The sequence below is a fragment of the Stenotrophomonas sp. TWI700 genome, assembly GCF_039673645.1.
Taxonomy (GTDB): domain Bacteria; phylum Pseudomonadota; class Gammaproteobacteria; order Xanthomonadales; family Xanthomonadaceae; genus Stenotrophomonas; species Stenotrophomonas maltophilia_AA.
Genome location: NZ_JBDJMB010000018.1, coordinates 23636 through 48091, shown reverse-complemented (window position 1 = coordinate 48091; position 24456 = coordinate 23636). Strand labels below are relative to the sequence as shown.

Here is a 24456-nt window from a genome sequence, read left to right as displayed (position 1 = left end):
CTCAGTCGTCGCCGTGATCCTCGGCGATATGGTTGGCCATATCCAACAACACCTGGCTCACATGGCTATCAGCGATCTCGTAGATGACCTGCTTGGCCTGCCGGACGCCCTTGACCAGCCGGGCACCCCGAAGCAATCGAAGGTGATGGCTGACCAGCGATTGCGACAAGTCCAGGCACTCGGCGATTTCGCCAACGGACGCCGATCCCTTCATGCAGCACATCAGTATCCGTAGACGCGAGGGGTCACCGAGCAGCCGGAACGTTTCCGCCAGCGTCGCTGTATCGCCCTGGCTCAGTTCCTCCAGGACTGAAATGTCCGCATGGGGTGCGCTGTCGCTCATGGCGAGATCCCTGCCACGCAGCAGACAGTGGCCTGGCCGGCGCCCGGCGCTCGGCAGGTCTTGTTGAGGGGGTTCATCGCCATGGGTAGTCCAATCACCGCAGTGCCAAAAGGAACGCGCCGCCGTGCGCGCGTCCCGGATCGATGGGACAACATTACCATGGTGGGTGGCAGCTTCCTGGCAGGGTGCCAAGGGAACCATCGCCCGCAGTGCGACACAGATCGCTGGCCAACTAGCCCTGGGGCCGACCGTACATGTCCTGCCCGGTGAGTTCATTGACCTCACGCAGAAGCCCTTCGGTGGCTGCGTACGTGGTGCTCGCGTCCATTCTTCGGCTCGCCATGTCCATGCACTCGGAACGGAGCGTTGCTGTCAGCTCGAAAAGTGCAGACAGCACGGCCTGGTTGTCAGGCATATCACGCAAGGCCGCCTTGCCAACGGCATAGGCCTGCGCATGGTCGCCGGACTGGATGTGCGTCCTTATGCGATGCGATGCGTCACTCACATCCGACTCCGTGATACCCAGCATGCAATAGCCTACCCACGGTCTCGCCCAGCGTAGCGCCCGGCCTGGTCTTCTTGAGGATATCCACGTTGCGTCCCATCCTGCGAGCTGCATCAACGGAATAATTCGTCGCTGATGTGCCGCGTGATCGATTGGATGTGAGGCGCATCCCAGTTCCCATGGCACCTTCCAGAATTCATTGGCGACGGCCGAATTCCCATTCTATGGTGCTTGTGCGGCATCCGTCATGCGTCGTGACGGCCTCACTCAGTTGGCGTGTCGCGATCTAAATGGCATCCGCGAAACTCTGATTGCACCGCCGATTCCAAGGGAAACGAATCATGGACTTCATTGGCCACATCTTCAGCGCGCTGATCGACTCGCTTGGCCAGGCTGGCAGCCGAAGGGCCTGGATATGCCTGGCCGTCTGCGTCCTCGTGATTGTTGTCTCCTGCGCGTGGATGCTCTCCGGGCAGGGATAGAGCCGCATCCACCACGGTCACGCCGTCGGCACGGTTCCACCATCGATGGTGTGTTCCGTCCCGGAGATCGCGCCGGCCCGTGGCGAGATGAGGAAGGCGATGAGATCGGCTACTTCCTCCGGTCTGGCGGGGCGTCCGAGCGGGATGCCGCCCAGTTGCTGCATGACCAACTGCTTGCCGCCTTCCTGGTCGGTGCCCGCCTGTGCGGCGACACGCTCGACCAGTGCGATGGCAGCCTCCGTCTCGATCCACCCTGGCGATACGCGCACCACGCGCACGCCCTTGGGCGTGACTTCCTTTGACAACGCCTTGCTGTACGTCGACAGCGCGGCCTTGGCAGCGGCGTATGCCGTCGTGGCATCGGGCAGTGGTAATTCATGCTGGATCGACGTCACGTGCAGGATCACCCCGGCCCCCTGGGCGATCATCGCCGGCAGCAGTGCGCGGTCGAGGCGTACCGCGGACATCAGGTTGAGATCGAGTTCCTTCATCCATTCGACGTCGTCCAGCACGGCAAATCCGCCCGCGGGGGCAGACGAGCCGCCCGCCACGTTGATCAGGACATCGATTCCGCCGAGGTGGCGTAGTGCCGCAGCCGCTGCATGACGGGCACCCTCGGCCGTGGAAAGGTCTGCGGCGACGTAGTGGACGGCCTTGTTCCCGCTCGGCGGCAGCGATCGCGCCGTCGCCACGATCCGGGCATCAAGCCGGGCCAGGAGGTCGACGACGGCGGCACCGACGCCGCGCGTTCCACCGGTAACCACTACCCGCGTGCCGGCCAACTGGAGATCGAAGCTCACGGCGCAATCTCCAGCGTGGCGATCCTGCCCTGCTTCAGGGTGAAGGTGTAGCGCAGATCCACCGGGCTGCCGGGGAAGTCGCCCGAGACGTGACTGGTCACGACATAGGCACCCCCGTGCTGTTCCAGCCTGCGGGGCGTGGTGGTGTAGCGGTAACGGGTCGAGGCAGCCGCCTTCCAGGCCTCGATCGCGGCGCGTCCCACGTGGGGCTGCCCCTCGTCCAGCACGCGTCCGTCGGGGGTGAAGCAGCGTGCGACCGCGTGGGCGTCCGTGAGGTCGGCAGCAAAGTACGCCTTAATCGGCTCGGGCAGGGTCAGATCTTGCATCGAAAGGCTCCGTTGGGGATCAGGAACCTAGGTTGAGCCGCGCCAATCATAAAGAGAATCACCTATTATCGAACCAGGCTATGCAGGAATCAGTACACAATGCGCGGTGCCGAATTTGCGGAGCTCAAGGCCTTTGTGGCGGTCGTGGACCGGGGCAGCTTCGCCCGGGCGGCCGATCACCTCGGGCTGTCGCGATCCGCCCTAAGCCAGATCATTCGCCAGCTGGAGTCACGGCTGGGCGTTCGGCTGTTGAACCGGACCACGCGCAGCGTCTCGGCGACGGAGACGGGGCGAAGCCTGCATGAACGGATCGCCCCGATGTTCCGCGACATGGAGGACGCGGTCGCGCAGGCGGTCGCCGCCCACGCACGTCCTGCGGGCACACTGAGGATCAACACGCTCAGCATGGGCGCACGCAACAAGGTGATTGCCCCCCGGCTCGGACGATTTGCGGCAGCGCATCCGGACGTCGTGCTCGATATCGTGATCGACGATGGGCTGACCGACATCGCCGGCGAAGGGTTCGATGCGGGCATCCGCGTGGGGGGCCGCCTGCAGAAGGACATGGTCGCCGTCCGGCTCACACCGGACGTGCAGCTGTTGGCGGTGGCATCGCCCGACTATCTGGCCCGACATGGCGAACCCCGATCGCCCGCAGACCTGGATCGTCATGCCTGCATCAACTGGCGATTTCCGGGCAGCGGCAAAGTGGCTGGCTGGGACTTCAGGAACGGCACGCAGGCTGTCGAGTTTTTTGGCGAAGGCGTCGTGATCGCCAATCACCAGGACATCGTGGTCCCTGCGGCGCTGCAAGGCCTTGGCATTTTCTACGCGTACGACGACGAAGGAATCGCAGACGCCCTGGCGGAGGGGCGGCTCAAACGCGTCCTCGCCGATTGGTCGCCTACCGTGCCTGGCCTGTACCTCTACTACTCCAGCCGGCGCCACCTGCTGCCCGCATTGCGCGCCTTCATTGATTGCCTGCTGGATCGGGATCGTTGAGGCACCGCCAAGCGGATGCCTCAACGCACGGTTGCTGCCTGCTGGCCAGCCGTCAGCGCCAGCCGCGGTTGTGGTGGCGACGGTCCTGGTTCCAGCGGCGCTGGTCATGACGGCGGTCGTGGCGGCTGCTGCGCTCGTAACGGTGGTCGCGGTCATAGCGGCGATCACGGTCGTAGCGATAGTCACGGTCGCGGCGATCCTTGGTGGTCACGTTGCCGATCGCACCGCCCGCCACTGCGCCACCTGCGGTCATCAGCGGATCGCCGTTGGACAACACGTGCCCGGCGACGCCACCCACTACGGCACCCACCAGCGTGTTCTTGTCCTTGCGCGACATCGCATCGGCATTGCCTGCGGCGGTCACGCCAGCGGTCAGGGCCAACGCCAGGGCCAGGCCACGGAAGCTGAAAGCGGTCGAGGTAAGCATCGTTGGATCCTTTGAGTGGAACGGTGTTGAATCGAATCTGGTGGCCGAAGATTGCCGGAACATTGCGCACCCGCAGATGAACCTCCCCCTGTTCAGTTTGGCGAAAGTACAGCTTTCCCCTCGCGCCGATCTGCGATGGCTTCACGCCGGCATTTGCTATCGTGCCCTCCGTCAGTCCCACCTACCCTGGAATCCCATGCCCCGAACGCCCTCCCCTGCCCGCTCCGCATCCAAGATCAACGCCGGCCTCGCAGCGCAGGTCGCGCGATCGGGCATGGATGAGCAGGCACTGCTGAAGGCCGCTACCCGGGAGGCCTACGAACGCGTCACTGTGCTGCTGAGCACCAGCTTCGCTGACTTCACTCCGGAGCAGCAGCGCAGGATCCAGGCACTGGTCGGAACCGAAGGCCCGGCCAGGCGTGAGAAGCCCGCCAAGGCCGCCAAAGAAGATCTGCCACCACGTTTCTGGTTGCCGCACAGCGGCGCCACCTGGTCGGGCCGCGGCCGGGTGCCCAATGCCTTCCTGTCCTGGGAAGGCACGGTGGCGCATACCGAATGGAAGAAAACCCACCCGGATCAGCGTTTCCCTGCCTATCCGGGCTGAGGCGATCATTGATGCAGCAGACCGTCATCCCCCAGCTGCGCATGACCGATGCCACGGTCAGCGTGCCCTTCTACCAGCGCCTGGGGTTTGCAATCGACTGGGAACACCGGTTCGCCCCGGACATGCCGCTGTTCGTGCAGATCAGCCGTGAGGGCCAATCGTTGTTCCTGAGCGAGCATGCCGGCGACTGCGAGCCTGGCGGCGCCGTCTATTTCCACGTCCCGGACGTGGATGCACTGCACGCTGCGTTTGTCGCGGCCGGAGCGCCGGTGTTCCGACCGCCGGCGGACGTGCCCTGGGGCGGGCGCGAGATGATGGTGATCGATCCGGACCACAACCGGCTGCGGTTTGCGACGCAGGGCGACTGATCGAAGCGACTATGATGGTCGCCATTGAACGAAGCAGTGGTTGCAGATGAGTCGCGGAATCAAGATGCGCAAGGCGGTGGGCACGCACGGCACCCTGCACCGGGTGGGCGACCTGCAGAAGCGCCATGACGCGCAGCAGACCCTGCCGACCCTGTTGTGCGATGGCTGCAACGTGCCGGTGCGGTTCGTCCCCGAGCACAGCAGGCCCGGCGTGGATCGTGCCCCGCCCCTCCTGGTCGCCGCCTACATCGCGCTGCAGAAAGGCACCGAACATCTTCCCGGCTGCCGCTACAACGCCCCCGGGCACCTGCAGGCCCTCCTTGCCAGCGGAGCCGATCCCGAGTTCCTGCCCACACTGGATGATGGGAAGCATGAGCTTCGCTTGTTGGTCCTCCAGCAGGCCCTGAAACGCGGCAGCGCGGGGCCGACGCTTCTCCCGGCAGACGCACCGCTCGACGGTTACCTGCGCACCCTCACCGACCTGCTCACGCTGCAGGCGATGTGCGAGGACGACACGCTGCTGGCCGCGCAGCTGACCCTGCGCCTGGGCAAGAAGCGGGTGGATTGGACGAATTTCGTCTACTGGCAAGACCGCTACGACGCGGCATGGGAACGGCTTGGCTCAGCATCCAGCGAGCTGCCGATGGCGCTGCTAGGGACCGTGCGGTCACATCGCACGCCGCAGCCCGGTGACCCCCATGGCGTCACCTTCCTCAACTGTGCCCCGAAGTATCAGCACACCGGCGTGACCGACCGCCGGGATTTCTACGAAGTCAGCGTCGGGCACCCCGAGGCCGCGTGGCTGAAGTCCTTCCCGGTGGGCGCGGAGATCGTGATGGTCGGGCTTTGGCGCCAAGGCAGGAGCAGCACCACCTCCCGGCCGCATCCGACCGATCCGCGCCGCACGATCACCAGCGTCACCCACAAGCTGGCACTGCGGCCGGTTGTTGCCGGACAATTGGCCTTGGTGGAATGACGCGGTCTGTGGGTGCCTGCATGGCGGCCAGACCTACGCGATGTTTGACCCCGCTATAAGGAGATAGCCGCAGATGAAGGACACACAGTACTGGTTTGTCGCGCGTTCCAATGGCTGGGGATGGGGACTTCCCTGCGCCTGGCAGGGATGGGTCGTCTACACCGTCGCGTTCGCGTTGCTGATGGCCAGCCCATTCGTGTTCTCGCCATTCAAGGAACCCGTTGCGTTCCAAGTGTGCACCTGGACTGTCGTTATAGCGCTGGTGCTGATCTGTTGGAAGAAAGGGGAACCGCCCAGCTGGCGCTGACAATACGCGGGAATGCAAACGTATCCTAATATTTCAAATGCGAATGGGTCGTGATACGATTGTTAAGAGTTGTTGAAATTTCCCACACGGACGTCCCCAAGCCATCGCCAGCGGACCCCTCTTTTCCAGGAGTACTGCGTCGATGTTGCACCCGTCCCCCCGTTCCCGTCGGTCCGTTGCCACGCTGACTGTGGCCATTGGTCTTGCCCTGGCGAGTCAGGCACATGCGGATGTAGCGGCAGACGCCGCCTCGCCCCGCCAGATGGACACCGTCGTGGTCACCGCCACCGGCGCCCAGCAGTGGATCAAGGACGCCCCGGCCAGCATCAGCGTGATCACCCGCGAGGAGATTGAACGCAAGCCGGTCAGCAGCATCGGCCAGCTGCTGAGCACGGTTCCCGGCGTGACCGGTGGTTATGCACTGTCCGGCGCGCAGTCCAAGATCCGCCTGCGCGGCCTGCCCGAGCAATACACGCTGATCCTCATCGACGGTCGCCGCCAAGGCAATTCCTCCGGCGTGAATTACCGCGATGACCTGGGCCCGCAGGATCTGAACTGGCTCTCGCCGGACATGATCGAGCGCATCGAAGTGGTGCGCGGGCCGATGTCCTCGCTGTACGGTTCCGACGCCATGGGCGGCGTGATCAACATCATCACCCGCAAGATCGCCGACGAATGGGGTGGCTCGGTCACCTTCAACTACAGCAAGCCCGATTCCCCCACCCGCGGTGATACCACCCAGATGGGCGCGTTGTTCAGTGGCCCGCTGACCGAGAACCTGGGCCTGCGCGTCGGTGCCAATGTCACCAACCGCGAATCGGATACCGGCCGCCGGCAGACGCCTGGCAACAAGGCCGAGAACGCCAACGCGCTGCTCAACTGGCGCATCAATAACGACCACACCGTGGGTTTCGAGGCATCGCGCGGCGAACAGCGCAACAGTGGCGCCGGTGACGTCGGTGCCTGGGGCCTGTCCAAGCTGGTGCAGACCGGCTACGTGGTCATGCACGATGGTCGCTACGGCGATGCCGCCACGTCCAAGACAACGCTGGTGCAGAACGATTACGAAGACAAGGGCAGCGCCGTCGGCAACCACTCCAAGGAGACGGTGTTCGATACCGCGTTCACCCGCAGCTTCCATTGGGGCTTCGAGCAGAGCCTGAACGTGGGCGGGCAGTGGAAGCGCGAAGAGCTGAAGAACAGCGACACCATCGGCACCGTGCCGGTGACCTGGACCGGCACCGGCCGCATCAGTCCGGTCAGCGAAGCCGATTCCTGGGCGCTGTTCGCCGAAGATCACATCACCCTGCACGAGCGTTTCATCCTCACCGTGGGCCTGCGCTGGGACAACACCGACAACTACGACGACAACCTGAGCCCGCGCGTCTACGGCGTGTGGCACCCGTCCGATGACTGGACCGTGCGCGGCGGTGTCTCGCAGGGCTTCCGTGCGCCCACGCTGAAGCAGGGCACGGCCGGTGCGGCGACGCAGTCCGGTGGTAACGGCTGCACCGCCCTGACCGCCGAAGGCTGGACCAACCGCTCGGTCAGCGCCGATGGCACCACCGGTTGCTACATGGCCGGAAATCCGAACCTGGAACCGGAAACCAGCACCAACTACGAGCTGGGCGTCGGCTTCGACAAGAACGGCTGGTCGGCGTCGGCCACCTACTTCCTGACCGATTTCGATGACAAGATCCAGCAGGTTCCGCTGCGTGACATCCCCGGCCAGACGACCAGCTTCGTCAACGGATTCTGGTGGACGGTCGCGCAGAACATCCAGAAGGCCCGCACCCGCGGCGTCGAAGCCAGCGTCACCGTGCCCCTGCATGAGCGACTCAACTGGATCACCAATGCCACGCGCATGCTGGAATCGAAGAACCGCACCACCGGCGCCAGCCTGCTGGTGGTGCCCAAGCTGACCGCAAATACTTCGCTGGACTGGCAGGTCACCGATGCCTGGTCGCTCAACCTGAGCGCGCAGCACATCGGCGAGCAGCTGGTGTCCTCCACCAGTGCCACGTTCGCCAAGGCGTACACCACCTGGGACCTGGTCACCGGCTACGACGTCAACGAGCACCTGACCGTCCGTGCAGGCGTGCTCAACCTGGGCGATGTCTCCACCATCGAAGAAGGCAACAACTACGACGGCGGTGCCCGCACCTTCTTCGTGGGTGCCACGGCGCGGTTCTGACCGCGCCGGGTCGAGTGCAGACCTGAGGTGACGAAGGGCGGCGCGGACTTATCCGCGCAGCCCTTCTACGTTGTGAAGCACCGCGTCGTTGCGCGCCACCGTCCATGCGCGCAACCCCATCACGGCCAGGCCGACGAACACCAGATACAGCACGGCGGTCACGTGCAGTGACTTGACCATGTACATGCCGACGTAGACGACGTCCACCAGGATCCACAGCCACCACGCCGCCGTGTGCCGGCGCGCCTGCCACCACTGGGCGACCAGGCTCAGTGCGGCCAGCATCGCATCCAGCCACGGCAGCGCCGCATCGGTGTAGAAGTGCATCGCCGCGCCAAGCGCGATACCGAAGGCCACGCCGATGCCCAGCTCGCGCCACAACGCGCGCCGCGCCAGCGGCAGGATCGCAACCCTGCCATCGTCCTCGACCTGGCCGCGCCAGCGCACCCAGCCGTACACCAGGAAGCCGCCGAACACGATCTGCAGCAGCGTATCCGAATACAGCCTGGCCTCCACGAACACCAGCGCGTACAGCGCGACCGACACCAGTCCGACCGGCCAGGCCAACGGCACCCGGCGCGTCATCAGCCACACCCCGAGCATGCTGACAGCGGCCGCCGACCATTCCAGGATCGCCGGGTTCATAGCGCGAAGGTCACCGACAACCGGGCCTGGCGCGGCGCGCCCGGGAACAGGTAGTAGTCACCCGAGCTGCTGCCGGTATCGCGCCAGTAGAAGCGGTTGAACAGGTTGTCCACCGAAAGGTTCCAGGTCACCGGATGCTCGCCCACCTGATGCTTGAAGCGCAGGCCGGCGTCGAACACGCTGTAGGCCGGCGCGCTCACGTCGCCATCGGCAGTGGCCACGTTGGAGGCGGCGTAGCGCCAGCCACCGGTCACCCCGAGTCCGCTCACAAACGGCAGCTGGTACTCCGCGTGCACCGTCGCGCGCGTCTTTGGCACGTTGATCAGCTGGTGACCCTCATAGTCCAGCGTGCCGGCATCGCGTGCACGGGCGCGCAGGAAACTGGCACTGGCGGTCAGCGACAGGCGCTCGCTGAGCTGCCCCTGCGCGGTGAGCTCCAGCCCGGTGTGGGTCTGCTGCCCTTCTTCGACGAAGGTGTAGCCCGCATCGCTGCCGTCCGGCTTGGCGTACTGGAACGGCTGCGAGGTGCGGAACAGTGCCGCGCCGAGGGTCAGCGCGTCGCCGGGGACGAACTTGACGCCCACTTCGACCTGGCGCGACAGCACCGCGGGCAGGAACGTGCCTTCGTTGGACGTCCAGAACGGGGCCTCCTGGCCGAGCGAGATGCCGCGCACGTAGCTGACGTAGGCGTTGACCTCATCGGTGGCCTTCCAGACCAGCGCGGTCTGCGGCAGGAAGCGTGACAGGCGGCTGTGGCGCTCGGGCGTGCCGCGCTTGTCGTAGGCCCGCTCGTCCAGGCGCACGAAACGGCCCCCGGCCAGCCACTGCCAATCGCCGAAGCTCATCCGGTCCAGCGCGAAGACCGCCGTCTGCGCGCTGTCCAGGCGCCGCGCGGACGCACCGGGCATCAACGGCGACGGGACGAACTGCGGCACCTGTGCGTCATGGATGTTGGCGGTGCCCACGTACTCGTTGACGTTGCGGCGCTTGTCCACGGTACGCTCGAAACGATCCGCGCCAATGCTCAGTGCGTGACTGACGGCACCCGTGTCGAACGCACCCCGCAGCTCGCCACGGAACTCCAGGTTGCGGCGGGTGTCGTCCGGACTGCGGTAATCGTAGATGTCGTAGTCGCCGTTGGGCGCGAAGTAGTTGCCCGGCACGCTGCCATCGGCACATCCGGCGGCGTAGTAGCAGCCGTACGCGAAGGCGACGTTGTCGTCGATCACCGAGCGGCTGTAGCTGGCCGACACGCGCGACTGCCAGCGTGGGCTGAAATCGTAGGTATGCAGCGCGGTCAGGTTGGTGCTGTCGATGCCGACCGGTCGCTGCCAGGCTTGATAACCCAGCATGTGCTTGCGGTCCACGCCGCGCGGCAGCGCGGTGGCGCCCAGCAGCTGATAGCCCGAGGCCGAGCGCTGCGCGCTGGTCTGGTAGTTGGCATCCACTTCCAGCTTGCCGCGTTCGCCGATCAGCCAGTCGGTGGCCAGCGAGTAGAAATTGCGGCGGCCATCGGCGTGGTCGATATAGGAATCGCTGTCTTCCCAGGCCGCATTGAAGCGCACGCCGAAACGTGGCGACAGCCAATGGCCGAGATCCACCGCGGTGTAGCGCGAGCCTTCCGAATCGGTGCCGAGGGTGACGTTGCGGACCTCGGCCGGACGCTTGCCCACGTAATTGATGATGCCGCCGGGCGCCATGACGCCCGCGGCGAGACCCGCCTCGCCCTTGAGGATCTCCACTGACTGGATGTTCTCCAGTGCCAGGCGCTGCTCGCCGGTGATGGCCAGCCCGTTGAAGCGGTAGCCGGTGCCGGTATCCAGCGGGAAGCCGCGGATCGCGATGTTCTGGTAGTAGCCGACCGGGGCGTAGCTGTCGCCCAGCGAGGCATCATTGCTGGCCAGCTCGGACAGCGTACGGACCTGGCGGCTGTCGAGCAGGTCGCGGTCCAGCACGTTCACCGAGGCCGGCGTGCTCTTCCAGTCACCGGCGCCGAAGCTGCTGGTCTGCGTGGCGGTGGCCGCCGGCTGATGTGCCTGCACGCGCACGGCAGCCAGTTCAGTCGGCGAGCGCTCGGGCGCATCCGCGGGTTCGTTGGCATGGAGAGGCAGCGCGGCGCAGAGGGCGGCGGACAACAGCGTGGGGCGGAAGCAGCGGTTCATTCGATTCGTCATCAGCAAGGGGAGACGAAGCGAAGGCGCGCACGCGCACCGACCCATCACGGCGGTATGCCTGCTGCTCAAAGCTCCCTACGCCGGTGCAAACCGGATCAGGTTCCAAGGGACTCTCTCAGCCTGGTTTCGCCAGGCACCCCCGCTTCTGCGACCATTTCACTACAAACCGTACGGATTTGCGAGCCTGCCCTCAGGCGGCGGCGTGCAGCGCCTGCAGCAGGCCCTGGCCTGCGGCGCTGCTGAACCAGTCAGCATGCCCCAGCAGGAAGGTGTGGTACGCCACGTCCGCATTGGCCGGCGAGTGGGTCACGCCTTCGAAGTACTCCACCTCCGAGAGCGCGAAATCCAACTGCACGACCGGCAGCAGATCGGCCAGCAGGTGCACGCGCTCGGCCGACAGCGGCACGATCTCGCGATAGCCCGCGAGCAGCGCCAGTGCGATATCCACGCGCACGGCCTCCTCCCCGTGCTCCAGCGCCAGCCAGGCGATGGCATTGCGTTCGATGGCCGTGGCCAGATCGAACAAGGCACTGGTCGGTGAGGCCAGGCCGACATCGAGCACGGTCGCGACCACGGACGTATCGCCGTGCGGGCGCCACAGCAGGTTGGACACATGCCAGTCGTTGTGCGCCCACAGGCGCGGTTCGGCCTGCAGCCGGGCGGCCAGCCCCGCATGCCACGGCAGCACCGAACGCTGCAGATCGGCCTGCCAGTCCTGCCGTGCCAGATAGGCCGCCAGGCCGGGGCGATCAGCGAGACCGGCCTGGAGGGCGGCGACGGGATCGGCGGCGCGGATCAGATCGTCGCGCGCGACCAGCAGGTGCGTGCTGCGCTGGGGTCCGCGGTAGCTGGCCGACGCGCGATGCAGCGTCGCCAACATCCGTCCCGCCTCGCGTGCCTGCGCGGCATCGGTCAGCAACGTCCAGGACGGCGCGTCGCGGTAGAGGTCGTGGCCACGGCCCACGCTATGCAGCTCATAGGTCCACCCCTCGTGCTCGACCGCGGTTGCACCGTCGCGGTCACGCAGCACCTCGACGACGGGCACGCCTTGGGCGGCCAGGTGCTGCAGGAACCGATGCTCCTCGGCCAGTCCCACGGTCGTGCGGACGCTGCCGTGGTGGCGCTTGACGAACACCCTTCCGCCCCGGCTCTCGACGATGGCGGCGGCGGACAACGGCCGCGGGCTGTGCCAGATCAGCTGGCACTCCCCGCCCAGCTGGGCGAAGCGCCCGCGCAGCCAGGCGATCTCGCGATCGGTGATGGCGGGCCAATCGGCCGCCACCTCATCGTTGTTGAGGCCTTGGACGCGGTGGATGCTGTTGCTCATGGGATAACGGGTCGATGACGGCGAGAAGGCACGCTGTCACCAGACAGTGGGCGCGGCGAGGATACCAAGCCGGGCCCGGCAAGGGGGAGCAGACGCCGCCCGTCAGGGCGTGCCGCCGCCCTGCTTGGATGCCGCCGGCTTGCCCGGCAACAACCGCGGCTGCTCCGCATACCAGTCGCGGGCCCCCGCCAGGTGCCACTTGCGCTGCTCGCCCTGCAGCTCGATGCCGGCCCCGAGCACGCCCCAGCGCAGATACAGATCACCCCGGCGTTTGGCGTGACTCAGATCCAACCGCGCCTGCAGGGACAACCGCTCGTTCTCGGCCTGCAGGTCCTCCACGATCAGCTCGCCACTGCGCCAGCGCAGCTGGCCACTGGCCTGCACTTCGCCCGAGTCCAGCATGCCGAGCACCCAGCGCGGGTATTCACTGCGCTGGGCGAACACGCCGAGCAAGGGCCCGGCATCGCGCAGGCGCAGGTCGGCCAGCCCATCGACCTGGAACGGCGCGGCCGCATCGATGTGGCCGCTGCGGATCGCGACCTTGCCCCACCAGCGTCCATCGCTCTTCTCATCGCCCACGTGGATGTTGCGCAGGTCCATCGTGGTGCCGCCGAGGTCGAACTGGCGGCTGTCGAAATCAGCACGCTGCAGGCGCGCCTGCAGTTGCGCGTCGCCGCGCATCGCGATGCCGGCCACGCTCAGGCGGGCACCGGTCCCGCGCAGATCGGCCCTGCCCTTGCCGACCCGGCCGGACGCATCCAGCGACGCATCACCGCTGAGCAGTCCGGTGCCGCCGAGCAGGCGCACGTTGTCGTTGCCGAGATACCGGTTGTACGCGGTCAGGTCCGGCACGCGTGCATCGGTGAAACGCAACTGGGCGCGCATGCCGTCACTCAACTGCTTCAGGCGCGCATCGCCCTGCAGAGTGAGCGCGAGCTCGCGCCCATCGAACAACAGCGCCTTGGGCGCGTTGGTCGGCGCGGCCTGGAACCGCGGAATCTGCACCTTCAGCTCGGCCTGCGCCGGCGTGCCTTCGACGATCCGGCCCTGTGCCTGCGCATCGCCACGCATGCGGACCCCGGCCACTTCGGCCACGGCCGCCACCTGCGGAATATGCACCTTGCTGCCCGGTGCCAACTCACCCTCGGCCAGGAGCACGTCGGCCTTCAGCAGGCCACCGCCGTCCAGATGGAACCAGGGCTTTTTCACGAACAGGTCGCTGATCCAGTTCAGCGACTGGAACTGCCACGCGCCCTGCACTCTGCCGGACAGTCGCGGCAGCAGCTCGGCCGGCGCCTGGAACGGAATCTTCCGGCCGGTCACGCGGACATCGGCGTTGACCTCGCTGCCCGTCTCCGGGTCGCGCGGCAGCCGCGCCTGCACCCGCATGTCCTGCGCCACGTCCAACTGCAGGGACAGCAGGCCACGGTCGTCGGCGTGCACGCCGGCATGCAGCGGCAGACGCCAGACCAGACGGCTGCCGGGTCGCAGCGCGCCGTCTTCCAGGGTCACATCCGCCTTCAGCCGCGCGTTGGAGACCGCGCTGCCCACCTTGACGTGCGGGCCGCCGGTGTCGATGCGCAGGCCCTGGCTGCGGGCGTCGATCTGCAGCTGTGCCCAGGTGATGCCGAGTTTCTGCAGCCCCGGCGCGTCGTCACGGTAGTGGCGCGGGAAGTGGAAGCGCGCGGCGATATGCGCATCGTCCAGCACGTTGACCCCGTCGAAGCTGACCTGGGCATCGTCGAAGCCTGCCGTGGAATCGAACAGCTCCGAAGGGCCGCCCTTGAGCTGCTTGAGGAAACCGACCGTGCCGTGGCCCTGGCCGACCACGAGCAGCGTGCCGAAACGGCCGCTGCGGATGGTGTCGCTGTGGATGGCATCGAAGCGCAGGGTCCAGCCGCGGTCGCCGCGCGGCGGTGGCGGGATGGCCTTGTCGACCCGCTCGACCTCGGCTTCCACCCCGGTCGCGTCAATCCGCGGAATGCGCACTTCCTTGCGGAACAGCGCCGGCAGGTCGATCCACGCACTGGCCCGATCGGCGCGGAACACATACTGCGTGCGGTTGGCCTGGCCACGCATGCGGATGTTCCAGACCACGGCCTGGCCCGGCATCAGGGTCAGCGCCGGCCCGGTCTGCATCGTGAATTTTTCAGGTTTGCGGTTGGTGACCGCATCGAACAACGGCGTATTGAGGAATACGTTGCCTGCCAGCAGGTACAGCACGTACAGCGCCAGCAAGGAGAGCAACGCCACGCGCCACGGCCGGGGCCAGCGCTGGACGCGCTCGGGAATCAGGGGCATGTGGATCCGCAACAGGAAGCAGGATGACGGCCCACTATCGACAACGTGCGGCCGTCACCGCGTGAAGGCGTGCTACGGCAGCTTCGCAATCACCTTGATCTCCACGTCGAATCCGTACAGCCAGGTCACACCGATCCCGGTCAGCGTCGGATACGGCGCCTCGCCCCAGTAGTCCGGCACGATGGCCCACACGCGCTCGAAGATCTGCTCGGGGTTGACCAGGAACACGGTGACGTCGACCACGTCCTCGAACGTACAGCCCGCCGCGCCGAGCACGGCGTTGAGGTTCTCGAACGCACGCCGCACCTGCGCCTCGAGGTCGGGTTCGGGCGAGCCATCCTCGCGGCTGCCGACCTGGCCGGACACGAACAGGAAGCCGTTGGAGCGCACGGCCGGCGAATAGCGGTTGCGCTCGTACAGGGCCTGGCGGCCCGGCGGGAAAACGACGTCACGTGTTGCCATGATCAACCTCTGCCTTGGGCCGACGAACGGCCCGTCAAGAATGAAACGCCACGGTAGACCCGCAGGAGCGCGGGATAAACGCGGCCTGCCCGTCAGGATTGTTTGTAGAATCCAAACAATCAGCCCCCGTGGAATGCAGATGGACCGGTTCGACGCAATGCAGGCCTTCGCCCGGGTGGTGGAAACCGGCAGCTTCACCAAGGCCGCCGACACGCTGCGCATGAGCCGAACCACGGTCACGCAGCTGGTGCAGCACCTGGAGGCCCGGCTGCGGGTACGGCTGTTGAACCGCACCACCCGGCAGGTGAACGTCACCGCCGATGGCGCGGCCTACTACGCGCGGGTGATCCGGCTGCTGGCCGACATCGACGACGCTGAAACCAGCCTGTCCACAGCGGCGGCGGCGCCGCGCGGGCGTCTGCGGGTGGACGTGCCCGCCCCCTTCGCGCGGCTGGTGCTGGTGCCCGCCCTGCCCGACTTCCTTGCCCGCTATCCGGAGATCCAGCTCGATCTGGGCGTCAGCGATCGCCACGTGGACCTGATCGACGAGAACGTGGACTGCGTGATCCGCGGCGGACAGATCACGGATCAATCGCTGGTCGCGCGCCATATCGGCGATCTGCAGGCCGGCATCCACGCCTCGCCCGCCTACCTGCAGCAGGCGGGCATCCCCGCGCATCCGCAGGACCTGGAGCAGCCCCCGCATCGCGTGGTCGGCTACCTGCGCTCGCGCAGTGGCACGGTGCTGCCCTACACCCTCCAGCGCGGCGACGAACAGGTCACCGTGAAGGGGCACCACCTGCTCGCGGTCGATGATGGCAATGCGTATCTCGCCGCGGGCGTGGCGGGCCTGGGGGCGCTGTGGCTCCCCGACTACATGGCCGCCCCGCATGTGGCCGCCGGCGAGCTGGTCCGGCTGTTCCCGGAGTGGCGCATCGATGCGATGCCGCTGCACCTTGCGTTCCCCCCGAACCGGCATGTCAGCGCCAAGCTGCGCGTCTTCATCGACTGGATCACGGCCCTGGGGGAGCAGCGCATGCCACGTGCGCGTCCGTAAGCGCGGGACGCACTGGCTGCACGCCACGGTTATCGGCTACGGGATGCACGCTGTGGCTCCAGCGCAACCGCGCGATCATCGGGTGTTTTCTTCAGCGGCGCGATGACCAGCGTATCGCCCCTGCACACATCCACATCCCGGTAGATCACGCGCCGGCCATTGCGGAACGCCACGCGAAGGTCGAACCGGCACCCTTCGTCGGCCAACCGGACCGTAGTGCCGGCACCACCACCCGGCAGGGCATCGATCGACCGCGGAGTGAAGGCCTCGGTCCCGGCAGGCGCGACGTCCAGGGCCACGACACTGTCATGGGCCCGGTTGAGCAGGCCGAGGTAGCGGGCCTCCGCACCGTGCGCGGTACCGGCGAGCATCAGCGAAACGATCAGGAAGGGGCGGATCAAGGTCATGGCAGCGTCTCCAGGCGGGTGATGAACCCCTGCATCACGCGCCCGCGCGCCCTCGCCGCCAACCGATCCGGGACGAATCGTCGCCACGACCAGGCCAATCGTAATGGGCCGTCATGGCGCTTCCCGCCCTCCCGCCGCCTGCCTAAGATGAGCTTCGCCAGAGATGCCTGGCCCGGAATCGACCATGTACATTCGCCTCGGCAGCACCCGGATCCGCCTGTCCCGCTACCTCGCCCTGTGGACGGCGGTGGCGGTGGTGTTCGCCCTGCAGACCTCGATCAACGCCGGCCTGCCGAACAGCCAACAACCCCTCTGGGATCTCCTGCGGTGGTCGCTGATCCAGTGGTACACCTGGGCGGCCCTGGCACCCATGGTGTTCCGCCTCGCCGAGCGCTTTCCGGTGCGCGGCAGCGGGCGCCTCCACGGGCTCGGCACGCAGGTGGTGGCCAGCCTCTGCATGACATTCATCGCCATGGTGGTGGGCGCGATCGTCTCCACCCTGTTCGAGCCCAGCGGTTTCTTCGAGCAGTTGGGCTACTTCCTGGAGCAGCACTTCGCCATCGGGCTGCTGACCTACTGGACCCTCTTCGCGATCCAGCAGGCCATCCACTTCCACGCCGAGAAAGCCCGCCGTGAACTGGAGGCAAGCCAGCTGGCCACCGAACTGGCGCAGTCGCGCCTGCTTTCGCTGAAATCCCAGCTGCAGCCGCACTTCCTGTTCAACACCCTGCACGCGATCATTACCCTGCTCGACGAGGACAAGGTCTCGGCCGAAGACATGCTGCTGCGCCTGAGCGAACTGCTGCGCGCGTTCCTGGAAGACTACGACGGCCAGGAAATCCGCCTGCGCCAGGAGCTCGACCTGATCGAGCTGTACCTGGGCATCCAGCGCACCCGCTTCAAGGATCGGCTGACCACCCGCACGTACATCGCGCCGGACACGCTGGACTGCGCGGTGCCCAGCCTGATCCTGCAGCCGCTGGTGGAGAACGCGCTGCGCCATGGCATCGGCCAGCGCGTGGGCAGCGACACCCTCGAGATCGAGGCCCGCCGCGATGGCGACACGCTGTGCATCGAAGTCCGCAACCGCAACAGCACCCTCTCGGCCGAACCGGCCGCATCGGCCGGGCACGGCATCGGCATGAACAACACACGCCTGCGCCTGAAGGAGCTGTACGGCGATGCCGCCGACGTCCGCCTGGACATGCTCTGGCCAGAAGGCGTGGCCTGCCGCATCCGCGTGCCGTTCCGTGACCTGGACAGTGCCGACGAGGCACCCGAATTCATCCCGGGGACAACGCCGGGGATCGCACCGGCATGAGCCTGACCGTGCTGGTGGTCGATGATGAGCCCATCGCCCGGCACGCGATCGTGCGGTTGCTGCGCGATGATCCCGGGATCGAGATCGTCGGCGAATGCGGCGATGGCATCTCGGCGGTCGCCGCGATCCGCAGCTACTCACCGGACCTGGTGTTCCTGGACATCCAGATGCCGGCGATCAACGGCATGGACGTGGTCGCCACCATCGGTGCGGCGCGGATGCCGGCCACCGTATTCGTCACCGCGTACGAGCAGTACGCAGTGAAGGCCTTCGAGGCCAATGCCGTGGACTATCTGGTCAAGCCGTTCAGCCGCGAGCGCTTTGCCACCACGCTTGAGCGGGCCAAAGCCCGGGTGACGGCGTCAAGCGCGATGGGCACGCAGGCCTCGGCGCAGATCCTGCAGGCGCTGGATGCACTGCGTCAGCGGGACGACTACCTGCAGCGCATCCCGGTGCGCGTCGATGAGCATGTGGTGCTGGTGGCGGTGGAGGACATCGTCTGGATCAAGGCGGCACGCAACACGGTCGAGATCCACCTGGTCGACCGCATGCACGAACTGCGCGAGACCATGACCACCCTCGCCGCGCGGCTGGACCCGCGGCACTTCGCGCGCGTGCATCGCTCGGCGATCGTCAACGTGCGGCGGGTCAAGGCGATCCATCCGTGGTTCAACGGCCACCACGTGGTGACCATGGACACCGGCCAGCAGCTGCGCATGAGCCGGTATCAGAACGAGGCATTCCTCAAACTGGTCTCCACGCGCAGCGAATGACGGGTCAATCCGGCATCCGCTCGCCCGCGCGCAGCGTCAGCACCTCTACGCCCTCGGCGGTGACCAGCACCGTGTGCTCGGCCTGCGCCGACAGCTTCCCGTCACGGGTCGTCACGGTCCAGCCGTCGTCACTCATGTCGATGGCCGCGCGGCCCTGGTTGATCATCGGCTCGATGGTGAAGGTCATGCCCTCTTCCAGCTCCAGCCCGTCGCCGCGGCGCCCGTAATGCAGCACCTGCGGTTCCTCGTGCATCTCCTGGCCGATGCCATGGCCGCAGAATTCGCGGACCACGCTGTAGCCATGCGCCTTGGCATGCTGCTGGATCGCAAACCCGATGTCGCCCAGCGTCGCGCCCGGGCGCACCACGCCGATCCCCTTCCACATCGCCTCGCGGGTGACCCGTACCAGCCGCTTGGCGGCGTAGTCCACCTCGCCGATCAGGTAGGTCTTGCTGGAATCGGCGATGTAACCGCCCTTCTCCAGGGTGATGTCCAGGTTGACGATGCTGCCGCTGCGCAGGATCACATCCGCTGAGGGCACCCCGTGGCAGACCACGTTGTCGATCGAACTATTGAGTACGTAAGCAAAGCCATACTGGCCCTTGCTCGCCGGACGGGCGTGCAGCTGATCGACGATGAAGCGCTCGACCCAGTCGTTCACCTGCAGCGTGCTCATGCCCTCCAGCGACAGCGCGTCCAGCGCTTCGAACACCTGTGCCAGCAGGCGGCCCGATGCGCGCATCAGCGCCTGTTCTTCAGCGGTCTTGATCATGCTTCGGCCACCCGCAACGCGCCCGGTTCGACCCCGGCGGCACGCAGTTCACGGTTGACGATCTCCTGGTAGGTCGAGCCGGGATTCATTTCGCACAGCATGCCGATCTTGATCCAGAACCCCGCCTGGGCATTGATCGAGCGGCCCGAGACGCCGCTGGCGCGGCGCAGGTTGTCGTGCAGTTCGTCATCGATGTTGACGATGCCCATGGGCGAGCCCTCTGAAGATTGATATACGCATCATATATGTTTCGTATATCAGGGGCCAGCGCCCCCCCTGGCCTCAGGTCCAGGCCGGATCGGCCGTGAAATCGATGGTCAGCCAGAACTCGCTGCCGCGCGCATCCAAGCGCTCGGCGATCTCGTCGCGCATCGCGTCCACGTTGCCGATGGTGCCGATCACGGTGTCCGGATGGGTCAGGATGTGGATTTCCACGAACCGCATGCGGCCCATCTTGGCGACGTGACTGGTGAAATCCACATAGCCGTGCTCGGCAACGAAGTCCTTCATCACCGCCTGCACGCGCGCATCCAGCGTATCCGGCGCCACCTGCAGCACTTCGCGCATGGCCTTCCAGGCGCTGCGAAGCGGTACCGGCAGTACCGCGACGCTGATCGCGGCCAGCACCAGCGGATCCAGATAGGGAATCCAGTGGGCGTGCTCGCCGCCGCGCAGCAGCAAGGCGATCGCGAACGCCAGCACCACGGCCAGGCTCATCAGCCCGCTGAGCAGCCAGGCGCGCACATCCAGCCACAGCAGGGCCGAATGCAGCTGCATCGCCCGGATACGCACAAACGCCGCCATGGCCAGGTTGCTCACGCACAGCACAGCGGCCCACAGCAGCGCAGGCCCGGCCTTGACCTCGTGCCCGCCGGTGGTCAGCCCGATCACCGAGTTGGCCAATGCATAGATGCAGGCCAGCGACAGGATCGCCCCACCGAGGGCCTCCACCATCGGCTCCAGATGCCAGTACCCATACTGGAAGCGCGGGCTTTCTTCCCGCGCCACCAGCCGCAGCACCGACAACGCCACCAGGGTCAGCGCCACGTCCACCAGGCTGTAGACGCCGTCGAACAGGATGGCCTGCGATCCCACCAGCAGGCCCCCGATGAAGCCGACGGCGCTGACCGCCATCGTCACCCCGATGGAAAACGTGAGGACCCGCTGCTCGCGTGCTGTATCCATCGCTGGCCGAGGGTCCTCCGCGCGGGCGTCAGACCTTCAGCACCTCCACCTTGTAGCGCGGCGCATCGCCGTCGGTGTCGATGATAAGCCCGTGTACATCCGACTCGAAGCCCGGGAAGCGCGCGTTCTGCTCACGGGCGATCCGCAGCGACTGGATGATCGGCTCATCGCTGGCACCGAAGCGCTCGCCCGGCATGATGGTCGGGATGCCCGGCGGGTATGGCACCAGCATGGTGCCGGCGATGCGGCCACTGATCTGCTCGATGTCGACCCGCTCGATCTGGCCGCGCACCAGGTGGTCGTAGGCCTCGGCCGGGGTCATCACCGGCTCGGGCAGGTCCACGTACATCGCGCGCATCACCTGGGCCACGCCGAACTCGGCGTTGAAGGCGTGCAGTGCATCGCACAGGTCGCGCAGACCCCAGCCGGCGTAGGCGATCGGGAACTCGGCCGCGAGCTGCGGCAGTGCACGGGTCAACGGCGCGTTGCTGTCGTACAGCTCCTTGAACGCCATCAGCTCGGTCACCAGGGTGCTCCACTTGCCCTTGGTGATGCCCATCGAGAACAGGAACAGCACCGAGTACAGGTTGGTCTTTTCCACGGTAATGCCGCGGGTCCACAGGAATTTGCTCAGGACCGCAGCCGGAATACCCCGCTTGCCCATCTCGCCATCCATCGACAGCCCGGGGGTCAGCAGAGTCACCTTGATCGGATCGATCAGCACGTAGTCGTCGACCAGGCCCTCGAAACCGTGCCAGTGCGCGTCCGGCTGCAGGTACCACTCGCTGCGCTTGGCCACCATCGGGGCCGGTGCGTCGCCCTTGGCCAGCGAGCGCTCCAGCTTGTCCGGCTGCCATACGCTGAACCACCAGTCGTCCCGGCCGAGGTCCTCACGCACATGCAGCATCGCGCGGCGGAAGGCGATCGCTTCGTCGTGCATTTCCTGAACCAGCGATTCACCGGCCGCGCCCTCCATCATCTTGGAGGCCACATCGCAGGCCGCGATCACCCCGTAATGCGGGCTGGTCGTGGTGTGCATCATGAAGGCTTCGTTGAAGCGCTCGGCATCCAGCTCGCGGGAGGCCGCATTGCGCACGTGGATCATCGAGGCCTGCGAGAACGCAGCCAGCAGCTTGTGCGTGGAGTGCGTGGTGAAGATGATCGCATCCTGCTCGCGCGGCTTGCCCTTGGCCATGCCGTAGTGGTTCTCGTAGAACGGATGGAAGGCCGCGTAGGCGTACCAGGCTTCGTCAAAATGCAGGAAGTCGACCGCGCTGCCGATTTCCTCGGCGATCTTCTCGGCGTTGTAGCACAGCCCGTCGTAGGTCGAGTTGGTCACCACCGCGATGCGCGGCTTGGAGCCGGCCTTGTAGGCCTTGCTGGCCAGCGGGTTGGCGGCAATGGCCTGCTGCAGCGATTCGGGGGTGAACTGATCCAGGCTGATCGGGCCGATGATGCCGTGCGCGTTGCGGCTCGGGGTGAAATACACCGGGATGCCCCCGGTCATGATCAGCGAGTGCAGCAGCGACTTGTGGCAGTTGCGGTCGACGAACACCACATCGCCGCGCCCCACGGTGCCGTGCCAGACGATCTTGTTGGCGGTGGAGGTGCCGTTGGTGACGAAGAAGGTATGGTCGGCACCGAAGTTGCGCGCCGCCTCGTTCTCGGCTTCCTTGATCGGACCACTGTGGTCGAGCAGCGAACCCAGCTCCGGCACCGAGATCGACAGGTCGCTGCGCAGGGTGTTCTCACCGTAGAACTGGTGGAACGCGCGCCCTACCGGTGATTTGGTGAACGCCACGCCGCCGGCATGACCGGGCGTGTGCCAGGAATAGTTCGACTCGGCCGTATGGTGGATCAGGGCCTTGAAGAACGGCGGCAGCAGGTTGGCCATGTAGTCTTCGGCCGCGCGCATCACCTGGCGCGAAATGAAGCTCTTGGTATCTTCGAACAGGAAGATGTAGCCGTGCACGAACTTGAGCAGCTTGCTCGGCACCTTCTCGATCGTGCGCCGCTCGCCGTACAGGAAGACCGGCAGGTTCGCGCGGCGGGCGGTCTGCTCACGCAGGAACCCGAGCAGGCGCTGGAACTGCTCCGGGTTCTCCTCGGTGCCGTCGATGGAGATCAGCACCGCCGAAGCCGCCACATAGGTGCGTGCACCCGCCTGGGCGTCGGCCAGGGTCAGACCGCACAGCACGCGCTGGTCGCTCTTGCGCAGCTCGTCCACCAGCGCACGGATCAGGATGCCGCCGATGCGCGGGGATTCGTAGTCGTCGTCGATGACGATGATCGGGTAATCAAGGGACTTGAAGTACACAGGGATTCTCCTGGGGGAAGCTCACGAAAGCGTGGTGCGGACGGCGGCGTCGAGCGCGGGCAGCTGGCCGCGCTGGCGGCGACGCTCCTCGCTGAAGAACGGATAGAACACCGTGATGAACAACACGAACAGGAAGGCGTACTGCACGATGTTGCCGGCCGAGCCGAAGATCGCCCACAGGCAGTACACGACGGTGACGCTGGTCAGCAGCCAGAACGCGCCGGTGTGCACCAGCGTGTGCGAGCGCTCGACCACGAAATAGCAGGCCACGCAGGAGTAGATGTAGGGCAGCAGGGTCAGCACCACCGCGGCCGAGGTGATCACGTCGAACTGGGCCGAGGCGGTCTTGGAGGTCGAGGTGACCAGCACCGCCAGGGTCATCAGCACGGCCACGATCAGCACGCCCTTGACCGGCACGTCATCCTTGTTGGTCTTGCTGAAGATGCTCGGGAACAGGCCATCGTCCGACGCGGCCTTGGCGCTCTGCGCGGTCAGCAGGATCCAGCCACCGAGCGAGCCGGCCGCGCCGACGAAGGCGCACAGGCTGACCAGCGCCCCGCCCCACCCGCCCACGGCATTGGCCGCGGCCAGCGCGAACGGCGCATCGGACACCTGCAGGTCGCCATTGGGCACCATGCCCATGATCACCGAGGAGCTGGCAATGTAGGCGATTGCCGCCAGGAACACGCCGGCGAGCGTGGCACGCGCCACGTTCTTCTCCGGATTCTCGACCACACCGGCGGTCACCGAGGCCGATTCCACGCCGATGAAGGCCCACAGGGTCAACGCCGCGGCGCTGGAGATCGCGCCGAAGTTGGACTCCCCGGACACGTTGTAGGCGCCCTTGAAGATCGTCGGGTCGAAGAAGAACCACCCGAAGATCGCGATGCCCAGGATCGGCACCAGCGCGAAACTGGTGGTCACCGTCTGCAGCTTGCTGACGAACGACGGACCGATGACGTTGGCGAAGCTCAGCGCCCACACCAGCGCCAGCACCGCGATGCAGCGCGGCACCGGCTCGGACAGGATCGGGAAGAAGTAACTGAAGTAGCCCACCGCCGCGATCGGGATGGCGACGTTGCCGATCCAGTTGGCGAACCAGTAGACGGCGTTGGTCTGGAAGCCCATGTAAGGCCCGAACCAGTCACGCGCATGGGCATACGGACCACCCGCCTTGGGCGCCAGCTTGCCGAGCTTGGCGAAGACGAACGCCAGCAGCAGCGCGCCGGCCGTGGTGATCAGCCAGCCCCAGATCGAGGCGGTGCCGATCTTGGCCAGGCTGGAGGGCAGCAGGAACACCCCCGACCCCATCATGTTGCCGGCCACCAGGAAGGTGGCCCCGACGACCCCGATTTTCTTTGCTTGTGCCATGACGCTTGCT

The 24456-nt window shown here is 66.3% G+C and carries 25 protein-coding genes and 1 riboswitch; of the genes, 9 read left to right on the top strand and 16 right to left on the bottom strand.

Going from position 1 to position 24456, the window contains the following annotated elements:
* Nucleotide 1: 1 nt before the first annotated feature.
* The 4 genes from ABE473_RS13420 to ABE473_RS13405 form a co-directional block, all read right to left on the bottom strand.
* Nucleotides 2-343, bottom strand: coding sequence for a metalloregulator ArsR/SmtB family transcription factor (locus ABE473_RS13420; RefSeq protein WP_346489804.1), 342 nt, complete (start codon nucleotides 341-343; stop codon nucleotides 2-4).
* 232 nt (nucleotides 344-575) lie between these two features.
* Complete coding sequence (locus tag ABE473_RS13415) at nucleotides 576-848, bottom strand: hypothetical protein (RefSeq protein WP_346489803.1); 273 nt, start codon at nucleotides 846-848, stop codon at nucleotides 576-578.
* A gap of 499 nt (nucleotides 849-1347) precedes the next feature.
* Entirely contained in the window at nucleotides 1348-2130 is a 783-nt protein-coding gene (locus ABE473_RS13410) for an SDR family oxidoreductase (RefSeq protein WP_346489802.1), read from the bottom strand.
* Nucleotides 2127-2456: a nuclear transport factor 2 family protein gene (locus ABE473_RS13405; protein WP_346489801.1), complete on the bottom strand. Its 330-nt coding sequence runs from the start codon at nucleotides 2454-2456 to the stop codon at nucleotides 2127-2129. The genes ABE473_RS13410 and ABE473_RS13405 overlap by 4 nt, the downstream gene beginning before the upstream one ends.
* Nucleotides 2457-2555: 99 nt before the next feature.
* On the opposite strand from ABE473_RS13405, the gene ABE473_RS13400 reads away from it, so the two are divergent.
* Nucleotides 2556-3458, top strand: a complete 903-nt coding sequence (locus ABE473_RS13400; RefSeq protein WP_346489800.1) for a LysR family transcriptional regulator — start codon at nucleotides 2556-2558, stop codon at nucleotides 3456-3458.
* A gap of 52 nt (nucleotides 3459-3510) precedes the next feature.
* On the opposite strand, the gene ABE473_RS13395 is transcribed toward ABE473_RS13400, so the two are convergent.
* Nucleotides 3511-3885, bottom strand: a complete 375-nt coding sequence (locus tag ABE473_RS13395; protein WP_176988680.1) for a glycine zipper 2TM domain-containing protein — start codon at nucleotides 3883-3885, stop codon at nucleotides 3511-3513.
* A gap of 76 nt (nucleotides 3886-3961) precedes the next feature.
* Here ABE473_RS13395 and ABE473_RS13390 point away from each other — a divergent pair, with 76 nt between their 5' ends.
* The 5 genes from ABE473_RS13390 (at nucleotide 3962) to ABE473_RS13370 (ending at nucleotide 8334) form a co-directional block, all read left to right on the top strand.
* Nucleotides 3962-4489, top strand: a complete 528-nt coding sequence (locus tag ABE473_RS13390) for an H-NS family nucleoid-associated regulatory protein (RefSeq protein WP_346489799.1) — start codon at nucleotides 3962-3964, stop codon at nucleotides 4487-4489.
* Nucleotides 4490-4500: 11 nt separating this feature from the next.
* The gene (locus tag ABE473_RS13385; RefSeq protein ID WP_179458704.1) at nucleotides 4501-4857 is read left to right on the top strand and encodes a VOC family protein; all 357 of its coding nucleotides are present in this window, start codon (nucleotides 4501-4503) and stop codon (nucleotides 4855-4857) included.
* A gap of 46 nt (nucleotides 4858-4903) precedes the next feature.
* On the top strand, nucleotides 4904-5833 hold the full coding sequence (locus tag ABE473_RS13380) for a hypothetical protein (RefSeq protein ID WP_346489798.1): 930 nt from the start codon (nucleotides 4904-4906) through the stop codon (nucleotides 5831-5833).
* A gap of 73 nt (nucleotides 5834-5906) precedes the next feature.
* Nucleotides 5907-6140, top strand: a complete 234-nt coding sequence (locus ABE473_RS13375; RefSeq protein ID WP_179458702.1) for a hypothetical protein — start codon at nucleotides 5907-5909, stop codon at nucleotides 6138-6140.
* 142 nt (nucleotides 6141-6282) lie between these two features.
* Nucleotides 6283-8334, top strand: a complete 2052-nt coding sequence (locus ABE473_RS13370) for a TonB-dependent receptor (protein ID WP_346489797.1) — start codon at nucleotides 6283-6285, stop codon at nucleotides 8332-8334.
* A 48-nt stretch (nucleotides 8335-8382) separates the two neighbouring features.
* Here the strand turns inward: ABE473_RS13370 and pnuC are convergent, their stop codons facing one another.
* The 5 genes from pnuC to ABE473_RS13345 form a co-directional block, all read right to left on the bottom strand.
* Entirely contained in the window at nucleotides 8383-8979 is a 597-nt protein-coding gene (gene pnuC, locus ABE473_RS13365; protein WP_346489796.1) for a nicotinamide riboside transporter PnuC, read from the bottom strand.
* Nucleotides 8976-11141 carry a TonB-dependent siderophore receptor gene (locus tag ABE473_RS13360; RefSeq protein ID WP_346489795.1) on the bottom strand — a complete coding sequence of 722 codons (2166 nt, stop codon included), beginning with the start codon at nucleotides 11139-11141 and terminating at the stop codon, nucleotides 8976-8978. The genes pnuC and ABE473_RS13360 overlap by 4 nt, the downstream gene beginning before the upstream one ends.
* Nucleotides 11142-11208: 67 nt before the next feature.
* Nucleotides 11209-11304: riboswitch (TPP riboswitch) on the bottom strand.
* A 39-nt stretch (nucleotides 11305-11343) separates the two neighbouring features.
* Entirely contained in the window at nucleotides 11344-12480 is a 1137-nt protein-coding gene (locus ABE473_RS13355; RefSeq protein ID WP_346489794.1) for a phosphotransferase, read from the bottom strand.
* 102 nt (nucleotides 12481-12582) lie between these two features.
* The gene (locus tag ABE473_RS13350) at nucleotides 12583-14781 is read right to left on the bottom strand and encodes a hypothetical protein (RefSeq protein WP_346489793.1); all 2199 of its coding nucleotides are present in this window, start codon (nucleotides 14779-14781) and stop codon (nucleotides 12583-12585) included.
* 72 nt (nucleotides 14782-14853) lie between these two features.
* Entirely contained in the window at nucleotides 14854-15243 is a 390-nt protein-coding gene (locus tag ABE473_RS13345) for a RidA family protein (RefSeq protein ID WP_176988673.1), read from the bottom strand.
* Between the two features lie 139 nt (nucleotides 15244-15382).
* Between ABE473_RS13345 and ABE473_RS13340 the strand changes: the two genes are divergently transcribed.
* Entirely contained in the window at nucleotides 15383-16300 is a 918-nt protein-coding gene (locus ABE473_RS13340) for a LysR family transcriptional regulator (protein WP_346489792.1), read from the top strand.
* 29 nt (nucleotides 16301-16329) lie between these two features.
* Here ABE473_RS13340 and ABE473_RS13335 read toward each other — a convergent pair whose 3' ends face one another.
* On the bottom strand, nucleotides 16330-16707 hold the full coding sequence (locus ABE473_RS13335; protein ID WP_346489791.1) for a hypothetical protein: 378 nt from the start codon (nucleotides 16705-16707) through the stop codon (nucleotides 16330-16332).
* Nucleotides 16708-16891: 184 nt separating this feature from the next.
* Here ABE473_RS13335 and ABE473_RS13330 point away from each other — a divergent pair, with 184 nt between their 5' ends.
* Both ABE473_RS13330 and ABE473_RS13325 read left to right on the top strand, forming a co-directional pair.
* Nucleotides 16892-18028, top strand: a complete 1137-nt coding sequence (locus ABE473_RS13330) for a histidine kinase (RefSeq protein WP_346489790.1) — start codon at nucleotides 16892-16894, stop codon at nucleotides 18026-18028.
* The gene (locus ABE473_RS13325; RefSeq protein ID WP_346489789.1) at nucleotides 18025-18801 is read left to right on the top strand and encodes a LytTR family DNA-binding domain-containing protein; all 777 of its coding nucleotides are present in this window, start codon (nucleotides 18025-18027) and stop codon (nucleotides 18799-18801) included. Before ABE473_RS13330 ends, ABE473_RS13325 begins: the two co-directional genes overlap by 4 nt.
* 4 nt (nucleotides 18802-18805) lie before the next feature.
* On the opposite strand, the gene map is transcribed toward ABE473_RS13325, so the two are convergent.
* The 5 genes from map to adiC form a co-directional block, all read right to left on the bottom strand.
* Nucleotides 18806-19573, bottom strand: a complete 768-nt coding sequence (gene map / locus ABE473_RS13320; RefSeq protein WP_346489788.1) for a type I methionyl aminopeptidase — start codon at nucleotides 19571-19573, stop codon at nucleotides 18806-18808.
* Complete coding sequence (locus ABE473_RS13315) at nucleotides 19570-19782, bottom strand: ParD-like family protein (protein ID WP_019185031.1); 213 nt, start codon at nucleotides 19780-19782, stop codon at nucleotides 19570-19572. The genes map and ABE473_RS13315 overlap by 4 nt, the downstream gene beginning before the upstream one ends.
* A 73-nt stretch (nucleotides 19783-19855) precedes the next feature.
* Nucleotides 19856-20758: a cation diffusion facilitator family transporter gene (locus tag ABE473_RS13310; RefSeq protein WP_346489787.1), complete on the bottom strand. Its 903-nt coding sequence runs from the start codon at nucleotides 20756-20758 to the stop codon at nucleotides 19856-19858.
* A 28-nt stretch (nucleotides 20759-20786) separates the two neighbouring features.
* A complete protein-coding gene (locus ABE473_RS13305) occupies nucleotides 20787-23075 on the bottom strand; it encodes an Orn/Lys/Arg decarboxylase N-terminal domain-containing protein (RefSeq protein WP_346489786.1) in 2289 nt (762 codons plus the stop codon).
* Between the two features lie 21 nt (nucleotides 23076-23096).
* Nucleotides 23097-24446: an arginine/agmatine antiporter gene (adiC, locus tag ABE473_RS13300; protein ID WP_176988665.1), complete on the bottom strand. Its 1350-nt coding sequence runs from the start codon at nucleotides 24444-24446 to the stop codon at nucleotides 23097-23099.
* Between the last annotated feature and the right edge of the window lie 10 nt (nucleotides 24447-24456).

What these genes read in the sequence shown, in the direction of transcription:
- ABE473_RS13340 (WP_346489792.1), top strand. Translation starts at nt 15,383, where the DNA reads ATGGACCGGTTCGACGCAATGCAGGCCTTCGCCCGGGTGGTGGAAACC.
- pnuC (WP_346489796.1), bottom strand. Translation starts at nt 8,979, where the DNA reads ATGAACCCGGCGATCCTGGAATGGTCGGCGGCCGCTGTCAGCATGCTC.
- ABE473_RS13335 (WP_346489791.1), bottom strand. Translation starts at nt 16,707, where the DNA reads ATGACCTTGATCCGCCCCTTCCTGATCGTTTCGCTGATGCTCGCCGGT.
- map (WP_346489788.1), bottom strand. Translation starts at nt 19,573, where the DNA reads ATGATCAAGACCGCTGAAGAACAGGCGCTGATGCGCGCATCGGGCCGC.
- ABE473_RS13330 (WP_346489790.1), top strand. Translation starts at nt 16,892, where the DNA reads ATGTACATTCGCCTCGGCAGCACCCGGATCCGCCTGTCCCGCTACCTC.
- ABE473_RS13370 (WP_346489797.1), top strand. Translation starts at nt 6,283, where the DNA reads ATGTTGCACCCGTCCCCCCGTTCCCGTCGGTCCGTTGCCACGCTGACT.
- ABE473_RS13400 (WP_346489800.1), top strand. Translation starts at nt 2,556, where the DNA reads ATGCGCGGTGCCGAATTTGCGGAGCTCAAGGCCTTTGTGGCGGTCGTG.
- ABE473_RS13360 (WP_346489795.1), bottom strand. Translation starts at nt 11,141, where the DNA reads ATGAACCGCTGCTTCCGCCCCACGCTGTTGTCCGCCGCCCTCTGCGCC.
- ABE473_RS13385 (WP_179458704.1), top strand. Translation starts at nt 4,501, where the DNA reads ATGCAGCAGACCGTCATCCCCCAGCTGCGCATGACCGATGCCACGGTC.
- ABE473_RS13405 (WP_346489801.1), bottom strand. Translation starts at nt 2,456, where the DNA reads ATGCAAGATCTGACCCTGCCCGAGCCGATTAAGGCGTACTTTGCTGCC.
- ABE473_RS13325 (WP_346489789.1), top strand. Translation starts at nt 18,025, where the DNA reads ATGAGCCTGACCGTGCTGGTGGTCGATGATGAGCCCATCGCCCGGCAC.
- ABE473_RS13380 (WP_346489798.1), top strand. Translation starts at nt 4,904, where the DNA reads ATGAGTCGCGGAATCAAGATGCGCAAGGCGGTGGGCACGCACGGCACC.
- ABE473_RS13420 (WP_346489804.1), bottom strand. Translation starts at nt 343, where the DNA reads ATGAGCGACAGCGCACCCCATGCGGACATTTCAGTCCTGGAGGAACTG.
- ABE473_RS13350 (WP_346489793.1), bottom strand. Translation starts at nt 14,781, where the DNA reads ATGCCCCTGATTCCCGAGCGCGTCCAGCGCTGGCCCCGGCCGTGGCGC.
- ABE473_RS13310 (WP_346489787.1), bottom strand. Translation starts at nt 20,758, where the DNA reads ATGGATACAGCACGCGAGCAGCGGGTCCTCACGTTTTCCATCGGGGTG.
- ABE473_RS13390 (WP_346489799.1), top strand. Translation starts at nt 3,962, where the DNA reads ATGAACCTCCCCCTGTTCAGTTTGGCGAAAGTACAGCTTTCCCCTCGC.
- ABE473_RS13395 (WP_176988680.1), bottom strand. Translation starts at nt 3,885, where the DNA reads ATGCTTACCTCGACCGCTTTCAGCTTCCGTGGCCTGGCCCTGGCGTTG.
- ABE473_RS13355 (WP_346489794.1), bottom strand. Translation starts at nt 12,480, where the DNA reads ATGAGCAACAGCATCCACCGCGTCCAAGGCCTCAACAACGATGAGGTG.
- ABE473_RS13315 (WP_019185031.1), bottom strand. Translation starts at nt 19,782, where the DNA reads ATGGGCATCGTCAACATCGATGACGAACTGCACGACAACCTGCGCCGC.
- ABE473_RS13375 (WP_179458702.1), top strand. Translation starts at nt 5,907, where the DNA reads ATGAAGGACACACAGTACTGGTTTGTCGCGCGTTCCAATGGCTGGGGA.
- adiC (WP_176988665.1), bottom strand. Translation starts at nt 24,446, where the DNA reads ATGGCACAAGCAAAGAAAATCGGGGTCGTCGGGGCCACCTTCCTGGTG.
- ABE473_RS13345 (WP_176988673.1), bottom strand. Translation starts at nt 15,243, where the DNA reads ATGGCAACACGTGACGTCGTTTTCCCGCCGGGCCGCCAGGCCCTGTAC.